The organism is Zestomonas carbonaria, assembly GCF_904061905.1.
GTDB lineage: Bacteria > Pseudomonadota > Gammaproteobacteria > Pseudomonadales > Pseudomonadaceae > Aquipseudomonas > Aquipseudomonas carbonaria.
In genome coordinates, this window is sequence record NZ_CAJFCI010000014.1 from 40,847 (window position 1) to 50,283 (window position 9,437).

General features: G+C 63.7%; 9 protein-coding genes. 4 read left to right on the forward strand and 5 right to left on the reverse strand.

Annotated features, from left to right (window positions below):
- Positions 1-104: 104 nt before the first annotated feature.
- Complete coding sequence (gene sbcB / locus PSEWESI4_RS01370; protein WP_187669401.1) at positions 105-1,535, forward strand: exodeoxyribonuclease I; 1,431 nt, start codon at positions 105-107, stop codon at positions 1,533-1,535.
- A gap of 187 nt (positions 1,536-1,722) precedes the next feature.
- On the opposite strand, the gene mvaT is transcribed toward sbcB, so the two are convergent.
- Positions 1,723-2,097: a histone-like nucleoid-structuring protein MvaT gene (gene mvaT, locus PSEWESI4_RS01375; protein WP_187669402.1), complete on the reverse strand. Its 375-nt coding sequence runs from the start codon at positions 2,095-2,097 to the stop codon at positions 1,723-1,725.
- 516 nt (positions 2,098-2,613) lie between these two features.
- On the opposite strand from mvaT, the gene purU reads away from it, so the two are divergent.
- Together purU and PSEWESI4_RS01385 are read left to right on the forward strand one after the other, a co-directional pair.
- Complete coding sequence (gene purU, locus PSEWESI4_RS01380) at positions 2,614-3,465, forward strand: formyltetrahydrofolate deformylase (RefSeq protein ID WP_187669403.1); 852 nt, start codon at positions 2,614-2,616, stop codon at positions 3,463-3,465.
- A 280-nt stretch (positions 3,466-3,745) separates the two neighbouring features.
- Positions 3,746-3,922: a hypothetical protein gene (locus PSEWESI4_RS01385; RefSeq protein WP_187669404.1), complete on the forward strand. Its 177-nt coding sequence runs from the start codon at positions 3,746-3,748 to the stop codon at positions 3,920-3,922.
- Between the two features lie 90 nt (positions 3,923-4,012).
- Here the strand turns inward: PSEWESI4_RS01385 and PSEWESI4_RS01390 are convergent, their stop codons facing one another.
- Entirely contained in the window at positions 4,013-5,890 is a 1,878-nt protein-coding gene (locus PSEWESI4_RS01390; RefSeq protein WP_187669405.1) for a methyl-accepting chemotaxis protein, read from the reverse strand.
- Between the two features lie 126 nt (positions 5,891-6,016).
- Here PSEWESI4_RS01390 and PSEWESI4_RS01395 point away from each other — a divergent pair, with 126 nt between their 5' ends.
- A complete protein-coding gene (locus PSEWESI4_RS01395; protein ID WP_187669406.1) occupies positions 6,017-7,501 on the forward strand; it encodes a helicase HerA-like domain-containing protein in 1,485 nt (494 codons plus the stop codon).
- Positions 7,502-7,611: 110 nt separating this feature from the next.
- Here the strand turns inward: PSEWESI4_RS01395 and PSEWESI4_RS01400 are convergent, their stop codons facing one another.
- The 3 genes from PSEWESI4_RS01400 to PSEWESI4_RS01410 all read right to left on the reverse strand — a co-directional run.
- Complete coding sequence (locus PSEWESI4_RS01400; RefSeq protein ID WP_187669407.1) at positions 7,612-7,827, reverse strand: hypothetical protein; 216 nt, start codon at positions 7,825-7,827, stop codon at positions 7,612-7,614.
- A 271-nt stretch (positions 7,828-8,098) separates the two neighbouring features.
- Complete coding sequence (locus tag PSEWESI4_RS01405) at positions 8,099-8,551, reverse strand: PaaI family thioesterase (protein ID WP_187669408.1); 453 nt, start codon at positions 8,549-8,551, stop codon at positions 8,099-8,101.
- 165 nt (positions 8,552-8,716) lie between these two features.
- On the reverse strand, positions 8,717-9,437 hold a 721-nt coding region (locus tag PSEWESI4_RS01410; RefSeq protein WP_187669409.1), incomplete at its 5' end, for an electron transfer flavoprotein-ubiquinone oxidoreductase.

Sequence of the window (9,437 nt, forward strand, 5' to 3'; positions counted from 1 at the left end):
ACGTGGCGATGGACGGCATGCTAGCGGCTCGGCCGGTGCCACCACAAGCAGCAGCCCGGCCATGCGGGGTACACTGCGGCGGCCTTCACGTTCAGGAGCCTTCCGTGACTTCCAGCATCTTCTGGTACGACTACGAAACCACCGGCATCGACCCACGCCGCGACCGCCCGTTGCAGGTCGCCGGCATTCGCACCGACGAGGCGTTGAACGAGATCGGCGAACCGCTCAACCTCTATTGCCGGACGAGCGACGACATCCTGCCGCACCCCATGGCCTGCCTGATCACCGGCATCGGCCCGCGCCGCCTCGCCGAGCAGGGTCTCGGCGAAGCCGAGTTCATGACCCGCGTGCATGCCGAGCTGGCGACGCCGGGCACCTGCGGGGCCGGCTACAACACGCTGCGCTTCGACGACGAGGTGACGCGCTACAGCCTGTACCGCAACTTCTTCGATCCCTATGCCCGCGAATGGCAGGGCGGCAACAGCCGCTGGGACCTGATCGACATGGTGCGCACCGCCTATGCGCTACGCCCGGAAGGCATCGAGTGGCCGGAGGAAGATGGACGCGTCACCCTCAGGCTGGAACGCCTCACCGCCGCCAACGGCCTGGAGCATGGCCAGGCCCACGATGCACTGTCCGACGTGCGTGCGACCATCGCCCTGGCCCGGTTGATCCGCCAGCGCCAGCCCAAGCTCTACGACTACCTCTATCGCCTGCGTGGCAAGCAGGCGGTGCTCGACCAGATCCGCCTGCTGCAGCCCGTGGTGCATGTGTCCGGGCGCTTTTCCGCGGCGCGTCATTACCTTTCCGTGGTGTTGCCGCTGGCCTGGCACCCGCGCAACCGCAATGCACTGATCGTCTGCGACCTGCAGGGCGATCCGACGCCTTTGCTGGAATACGACGCCGAGCGTTTGCGTCGGCTGCTGTATACCCGCCGCGACGAACTGGCCGAGGGCGACCTGCCGGTGCCGTTGAAGCTGGTGCACATCAACCGCTGCCCGGTGCTGGCGCCGCTGAGCGTCCTGCGCGCGAACGACCTGCAACGCCTGGAGCTGGACCTGGGCCAATGCCAGGAACTGGCCAGGCAACTGGGCGAGGCGCGCAATGTCTGGCAGGACAAGTTGCCGCTGGTCTATGCCGAGGAAGCCTTCGCGTCCAGTTCTGATCCGGAGCAGCAACTCTATGACGGGTTCCTCGGCGACCGTGACCGGCGCCTGTGCGAACAGGTTCGTCGCGCCGAACCGCAACGGCTCGGCCAAGGGGATTGGCTGTTCGATGATCCGCGCTTGACCGAGTTGTTGTTCCGTTATCGCGCGCGCAACTTCCCGGAAACTTTGCAGGCTGACGAACAGCAACGCTGGCAGGAGTTCTGCCGCTTACGGCTGAGCGAGCAAGAGTGGGGCGCCCCCAATACCCTGGCGAATTTCCAGACGGCGTTGGCCGAAAATCTCCAGAGTGCCACTCCCGAACAGAGAAGTTTGCTGCTCGAGTGGCAGGCCTACGGCGAACAACTGGGACGGCGCTACAGCCTGTGAATACTGGGCTGGAGCAAGCCGGCGCTAATAAAGGAGCTGTGCCCGTAGTGTCGTGTGCGGCAGTTCTGCTTATCGGTGCCTGTATCGCCTGCGGGCGATGGGACGGACGACAGTTCCGATATGCCAATAAAAAACGCCAGCATTGCTGGCGTTTCTTATTGCGGTGAAGCCGGAAGTCGGGGGTCGCTCAGCCGAGCAGGGTAGCCCAGCTTTCCACCACATCGGCGCCCCACTTGGCTTTCCACTCTTTCAGAGTCTTGTGGTTGCCGCCTTTGGTTTCGATGACTTCACCGGTGTTGGGGTTCTTGTACTGCTTGATCTTGCGGGCCCGCTTGCTGCCGGCCGGCTTGGCGCCGCGCGGTGCCTTGGCGGACTTAACTTCCGGGTCGAGGATGGCGATGATGTCACGCAGGGACTTGGAGTATTCGCCCATCAGCGCGCGGAGTTTGCCTTCGAACTCCAGTTCTTTCTTCAGCTTGTCATCTTGGGAGAGGCTTTTCAGGCGCTCTTGGAGTTCCTTGATGGCCTCTTCGGTAGCGCGATATTCGTTGATCAGCGACATGGGCTTTACCTTGAATTCTTTTGGAGGGTGGTAGTGGCTTAGTAAGCCGAATAATAGTCAGGCAGTTTGTACAAGTAAACATATTTGCAAAGTTTTGCACCATTTAAGGCTTTTCTGGTTCTAAGGGCCAGTGAATCCGGGAGCTGCGGGAAAGTTGGCGGGTCTTCGGTCTCGCCGGTATATAAGCGGATAGTCCATGTCGGCGGTATGGACTATTTGCCGGTAATTAGCGAGGCGCGGTTGTCCGATGGTTCCGGGTTGCGTGGAGTGAGCGTCGGAGGAGACGGGAGTACTGCGGTTTTTCCTGCCGGCCGCCGGGCTCCACAAGAAAAGTGCCCGCGGGCTTCGTGTGTGAGGCTGCGTTAAAGCGAGTCCAGTCGGAGTGCTCGTTTACAGTTGAGAACTCGTACGCGAGCTCGGTCCATTCCTATCCTCTTTTGCCTTGCCCGACCTTCGCTCGACGACCCTTCGCACAGCGCCTAGAATGGCGGCCTTTGCAGTTTCCTGGAGTTTGTCATGCGCACTTTTCGACTGGTCATCGCCTGTCCGGATGGAGTCGGTATCGTCGCCAAGGTCAGTAATTTCCTGGCCACCTATAACGGTTGGATTACCGAGGCGAGCCACCATTCGGACAACCAGAGCGGCTGGTTCTTCATGCGCCACGAGATTCGCGCCGATTCCCTGCCGTTCGACCTGGACGGGTTCCGCCAGGCCTTCGCGCCGATCGCCCGCGAGTTTTCCATGGAGTGGCGGGTAACCGACTCCGAGCAGAAGAAGCGCGTGGTGCTGATGGCCAGCCGCGAGTCGCATTGCCTGGCCGACCTGCTGCACCGCTGGCACAGCGGCGAGCTGGATTGCGAGATTCCCTGCGTGATCGCCAACCACGACGACCTGCGCAGCATGGTCGAGTGGCACGGCATCCCGTACTTCCATGTCCCGGTCGACCCGAAGGACAAGGCCCCGGCCTTCGCCGAGGTGTCGCGACTGGTGCGCGAGCATCGGACGGATGTGGTGGTGCTGGCGCGCTACATGCAGATCCTGCCGCCGGATCTGTGCCAGGAGTACGCTGGCCAGGTGATCAACATCCACCACAGCTTCCTGCCTTCGTTCGTCGGCGCCAAGCCTTACCACCAGGCGGCGCGGCGCGGCGTGAAGCTGATCGGCGCGACCTGCCACTACGTCACCGAGGAGCTGGACGCCGGGCCGATCATCGAGCAGGACGTGGCGCGAGTCACCCACCGCGACAGCGTCGAGGACATGGTGCGGCTCGGCAAGGACGTGGAGAAGCGCGTGCTGGCCCGTGGCCTGCGCCTGCACTTGGAGGACCGGGTGATGATCCACGACAACAAGACGGTGTTGTTCGACTGATCGAAACGCGGGGCTTCAGCCCACCGGATTCCGGGTCCCCGCGTTCGCGGGGATGACGGTCAGGCGTTGAAGCCCACGCCTCTTAAATGTAGCGAGTTCTGCTCGCGAAGCGTTTGCATGACTCGGCTTCGCGAGCAGAGAACCAGGCGCCCCCTCGTTCCTACAGGCTTACCCTCACTCTGCCGGCAGGTCGAACAGCAGTGCTTCGCCCCGTCCTTCGAAGTGTGGATGTCTATTGCCGGTCCCGGGCGCGCATACTCCTCGCCAGGAGGTGATCGCCATGCCCGATCCACGTGACCGAGCCACATCCAGTCCGCCACCGACCCTCGGTGAAGGCTGCGTGCGGCGTTACGACCCGGAAGCCCTGAGCGACGAGAACGGCACCGAGTTTCCCGGTGCCGCCGAGTTGTGGGAGGAGTTGCAGCGTTCGGAAGAGGAAGAGCGGAAAGAACCGTAGGGTAGGCCGGGCGGCGCTCCGCTTCAGCCCACCATTCAATGCCGAACCGTTGATTGGTGGGCTGAAGCCCACCCTACGGAGAGCGTTTTTTCAGATCCGGAAGCTGTCGACCAGGTGCTTCAGGCGCGCGGCCTGTTGCTCCAGTTCGCCGCAGGCGCGCAGGGTGGCCTGCAGGTTCTCGACGCCTTCCTGGTTGAGCACGTTGATCTCGGTGACGTCCATGTTCAGCGACTCGACCACCGAGGTCTGCTCCTCGGTGGCGGTGGCCACCGACTGGTTCATGCCGTCGATCTCGCCGATGCGATGGGTCACGCTGCCCAGGCGCTGGCCGGCCTGGTTGGCGATCTCCACGCTTTCCTCGCTGTAGCGCTGGCTTTCGGTCATGGTGGTGACCGCCTCGCGGGCGCCGACCTGCAGTTCCTCGATCATCGAATGGATTTCCTGCGCCGACTCCTGGGTGCGGTGCGCCAGGTTGCGTACTTCGTCGGCGACCACCGCGAAACCGCGTCCGGCCTCACCGGCGCGCGCGGCCTCGATGGCGGCGTTGAGGGCGAGCAGGTTGGTCTGTTCGGAGATGCCCTTGATCACTTCGAGGATCTGGCCGATGTTCACCGTCTTGCTGTTCAGCGCCTCGATGTTGGAGCAGGATGCGCTGATCTTGCCGGATAGCTCGTTCATGGCGGCGATGGTGCGTTCCACCACCTGACGGCCGTCCTCGGCCTGGTGGCGCGCGTCCGAAGCCTGGTGCGAGGCGTCGGCGGCGTTGCGGGCGATTTCCTGGGCGGCTGCGCCCAGCTCGTTGATCGCCGCGGCCACGCTGTTGGTGCGGTTGGCTTGTTCGTCGGAGTTGATCATCGACGAGTTGGAGGCATCGACCACCAGCTTGGCCACCTCGTTGAGCTGGCGGGTTGCCGAGGACACTTCGCGGATCGAGCCGTGGATACGCTCGACGAAGCGGTTGAAGGCGTCGGCCAGTTCGCCGAACTCGTCCTTGGCGTGGATCGCCAGGCGCTTGGTCAGGTCGCCCTCGCCCTCGGCGATGTCCTGCATGGCGCGGCCCATGGTGTGCAGCGGCTGCATCAGCACACGGATCAGCATGCTCAGCAGGAGGATGATGCTCACCACCGCGATCAGCGTGGCGACCAGCGCCGAGGTGCGGAACTCGCTGAGCATGGCGTAGGCCTTGTCCTTGTCCACCGACAGGCCGACGTACCACTTCACCGACGGCAGGCCCTCGACCGGCGCGAAGGTAAGGATGCGCGTGGCGCCGCCGGTCTCGCCTTCGCTGATCGCCGTGCCGATGGCCGGGGTGTTCTGCGGGTAGATGTCCCGGAGGTTCTTCATCACCATGTCCTTGTCCGGGTGGACGAGGACCTTGCCGTCGGCGCTGATCAGGAAGGCATAGCCCATGCCGCCGAAGTCCAGCGCGTTGATGATCCGGGTGAGGGTCTGCAGGCTCAGGTCGCCGCCCACGACACCGGCGCGGCTGGTCGGGGTGGCGATGGTGATGATCAGTTCGCCGGTGGCGGCGTCGACGTAGGGCTCGGTGAGCGTCGTGCCGCCGGCGGCCATGGCGTCCTTGTACCAGGGACGGCTGCGCGGGTCGTAGTCGGCCGGCATTTCTTCGTCCGGGCGCATGGTGAAGCTGCCGTCCTCGGCGCCCAGGTAGGTGAAGGCGAAGGTGGAGGTCAGCGTGCGCTGCTCCAGCAGGCTGGCCACGCGATCCGGGACCGGGTCGTTGACGATCGACTGCGCGGTGTTCTCCACCAGCAGGATGCGCCCGGACAGCCAGTTCTGGATGTTGCTGGCGGTCACGTCACCCATCTCGTGGAGGTAGTCTTCGAGATCGGCGCGGATGGCGTTGCGCTGCAGGTAGTCGTTGTAGAGGGTGAACAAGGCGAATGCCGCAGTGACCACCAGGGAAGCGGCAATCAGTATCTTGTGGCTGAATTTGAGGTTCTGGGGCATGGTGGGTTGCATCCGTCATGTGACCAGCGGCAGTCTTGGGAAAGGGCGAGCCATCGCCGGATATGCGTTCCATCTGGCATTGATATCGACCATCCGGGGCAAAGCTTTAAATCAGGGAGAGGCAGCATGGCTTTAACCAATTCGTTCATTCTCGGCGCCGATCCTGCCGGCCAGCCGGTATCCCAGTCGTTGCGACTCGCCAACCGCCACGGGCTGATCGCCGGGGCCACCGGCACGGGCAAGACCGTGACTTTGCAGCGCCTGGCGGAACTGTTCAGCGATGCCGGCGTGGCGGTGTTCGCCGCCGACATCAAGGGCGACCTGTGCGGCCTCGGCGCTGAAGGCAATCCCCAGGGCAAGGTCGCCGAACGCATCGCCTCGATGCCCTGGCTGGAGCACCGACCGAGCGCCTATCCAGTGACGCTCTGGGACGTGGCCGGAGAGAGTGGCCACCCGCTGCGCACCACGCTCAGCGAAATGGGCCCGCTGCTGCTCGGCAACCTGCTGGAGCTGACCGACAGCCAGCAGGCCGCGCTCTATGCCGCCTTCCAGGTGGCCGATCGCGAGGGCCTGCTGCTGCTCGACCTGAAGGACCTCAAGGCGCTGCTCAACCACCTCAAGGACCACCCGGAACTGCTCGGCGAGGACCGTGCGCTGTTCGCCGGCGCCTCCGCACAGGCCCTGCTGCGTCGCCTGGCCACCCTGGAGCAGCAGGGCGCCGAGGCGCTGTTCGGCGAGCCGGCGCTGCAACTGGAAGACATCCTGCGCCCGGATTCCGACGGCCGTGGGCGCATCCACCTGCTCGACGCCAGCAAGCTGGTGCACGAAGCGCCGAAGGTCTACGCGACCTTCCTGCTCTGGCTGCTGGCCGAGCTGTTCGAGCAGTTGCCGGAGCGCGGCGATGCCGACAAGCCGGTGCTGGCGCTGTTCTTCGACGAGGCGCACCTGCTGTTCTCCGGCACGCCGAAGGCCTTGCAGGAACGCCTGGAGCAGGTGGTGCGGCTGATCCGCTCGAAGGGCGTCGGCGTGTATTTCGTCACCCAGTCGCCCAGCGACCTGCCGGACGATGTGCTTGCCCAGCTCGGCCTGCGCATCCAGCACGGCCTGCGTGCGTTCACCGCCAAGGAGCAGAAGTCGCTGCGCGCGGTGGCCGATGGTTTCCGTCCCAACCCGGCGTTCAGCACCCTGACGGTGCTCACCGAACTGGGCATTGGCGAGGCGCTGGTCGGCACATTGGAAGAGAAGGGCACCCCGGCGATGGTGCAGCGCGTGGCGATCGCGCCGCCGCAGTCGCGTATCGGCCCGCTGTCCGAAGGCGAGCGCGAGGCGCTGGTCCGCCAGTCGCCGCTGGCCGGGCGCTACGACAAGCCCATCGACCGCGAATCGGCCTATGAGATGCTGCAGGCCCGTGCGGTGGAGAGCCAGGTCGAGGAAAAGCCGGCCAAGGGCAAGACCAAGGAGGACACTGACCTGGGCGGCATGGCTGGCGAGTTGCTCGGCAGCCTGGCCAGCCAGGCGATGAAAACGGCCGTACGCCAGGCCGCCAACCAGATCGGCCGGCAACTGGTACGCGGGCTGATGGGCTCGCTGATGGGCGGCAAGCGGCGCTGAGACGGAGGCGGCCGAGGGATGGCCGCCCCGTGGAAAACGCTTCGCGGTTTTCCACCCTACGGTACGAGCTGTAGGGTGGGCTTCAGCCCACCAAGGCGGAAACTACTCCGTCAGGGAGCGTCCTGTTCCTGCTCTTTGGCTTTCAGGTCTTTTTCGATCTTTTCCAGCTCTTTCTCGAAGGCTTTGTCGAGGAGACTGGACTTCTTGCGCCAGGGTTTGCGATCCGGGTCCGGTTGGGCGGCGTAGGTAATGACTTCCCCGCCATAAACATCCTTGTAACGTTGCGCCTGACGCTCGAGTTCGGCGCGCAGTTCGTCTTTCGTCACGTGGTTTCCCGTTGGTCTTCAATTGTTGCCGGCAACATGCGAGTAGGAACTTCAGTTACCGGGAGCAGGGCTTGATCCGCCTGCGGTGTTTTTCTGGATTGGCGAAGATGTTTCAAGGACTTTCTCGTTATTGCAACGAGCGTCGTTGGCAACTTCGTGGCGGATTATAGCCAATCCGCCGAAAAAGCTCAGCCGGCGATTGTGCGGGATGATGACTTTTTCAGATTGCCCTGAGTGGCGCTTGCCGGATGCGCTCGACAAGCGGAGCGCCTCAGGCGTCGGCCAGGGGGCGGGGTTTGTTGAGGTACTTGAAGGTGCCTGACGCGGTGGCGACGGTATCGCCGGCACTGTTGCGCAATTCCGCTTCGCAGAAGGCCAGCGAATGGGTGTGGTGGCGAACTTTGCCGAAGGCTTCCAATGTTTCGCCGACATCGCCACCGGGGCGCAGGAAGTTGCTCTTCATTTCGATGGTCACCACGCCGCGTTGCTGTTCGTCGCTATGGCTGCTGGCCAGCGCCATGGCTACATCGAGCAGGGTCATGATCACGCCGCCGTGGGCACTTCGCCAGCCGTTCAGATGTTCGCGTTCGACTTTCAGAATGATGTGGCCTTGCTCTTCGCCTGTTTCCGGCGGGCAATAACGAAGTTTCAGATGGTCGAGCAGGGGAATGTCGATTCCGCGATATGCGGTATATAACTGCAATTGTTCGGCATCGATGGTCATGCGCTATTTCCTGGCTGCAAATGGAAATGTCCTCTTCTATTCAGAAGAGGACTGCAATCCGGTGCAATGCTTCGGTAGGGTGCGCCGCGCGCACCGATAAGGCGGCAGCTCCAATGTTTCCGGTCGTTCCCGGTAAACGGTGCGCATGGCGCACCCTACCAGAGCTTACATGTTGGGATAGTTCGGCCCGCCGGTGCCTTCCGGGGCGACCCAGGTGATGTTCTGGGCCGGGTCCTTGATGTCGCAGGTCTTGCAGTGCACGCAGTTCTGCGCGTTGATCTGGAAGCGCTTGGAGCCGTCGTCGTTGCTCACCACTTCGTACACGCCGGCCGGGCAATAGCGCTGCGCCGGTTCGTCGTACTTGGGCAGGTTCTGGCCGATCGGGATGTTCGGATCGGTCAGCTTCAGGTGCACCGGCTGGTCTTCCTCGTGGTTGGTGTTGGAGAGGAACACCGAGGAGAGCTTGTCGAAGCTGAGCTTGCCGTCCGGCTTCGGGTAGTCGATGCGCTTGGATTCGGCGGCCGGCTTCAGGCAGGCATGGTCCGGCTTGTTGTCGTGCAGGGTGACCGGGATCTTGCCGCCGAAGAGGTTCTGGTCGACGAAGTTGAACGCGCCGCCGAGCAGGGCGCCGAACTTGTGGATCGCCGCGCCGAAGTTGCGGCTGCGCAGCAGCTCGTCGTACAGCCAGCTCGACTTGAACGCCTCGACGTAGCTGGTCAGCTCGTCGCCGCCTTCTTTGCCGGCGGCCAGCGCTTCGGCGATCGCCTCGGCGGCGAGCATGCCGGATTTCATGGCGGTGTGGCTGCCCTTGATCTTGGCGAAGTTCAGGGTGCCGAGGTCGCAGCCGATCAGCGCGCCGCCGGGGAAGACCATCTTCGGCAGCGAG

Coding starts and splice junctions, on each gene's coding strand:
- mvaT (WP_187669402.1), bottom strand. CDS start 2,097: ATGTCGCTGATCAACGAATATCGCGCTACCGAAGAGGCCATCAAGGAA.
- purU (WP_187669403.1), top strand. CDS start 2,614: ATGCGCACTTTTCGACTGGTCATCGCCTGTCCGGATGGAGTCGGTATC.
- PSEWESI4_RS01385 (WP_187669404.1), top strand. CDS start 3,746: ATGCCCGATCCACGTGACCGAGCCACATCCAGTCCGCCACCGACCCTC.
- PSEWESI4_RS01390 (WP_187669405.1), bottom strand. CDS start 5,890: ATGCCCCAGAACCTCAAATTCAGCCACAAGATACTGATTGCCGCTTCC.
- PSEWESI4_RS01395 (WP_187669406.1), top strand. CDS start 6,017: ATGGCTTTAACCAATTCGTTCATTCTCGGCGCCGATCCTGCCGGCCAG.
- PSEWESI4_RS01405 (WP_187669408.1), bottom strand. CDS start 8,551: ATGACCATCGATGCCGAACAATTGCAGTTATATACCGCATATCGCGGA.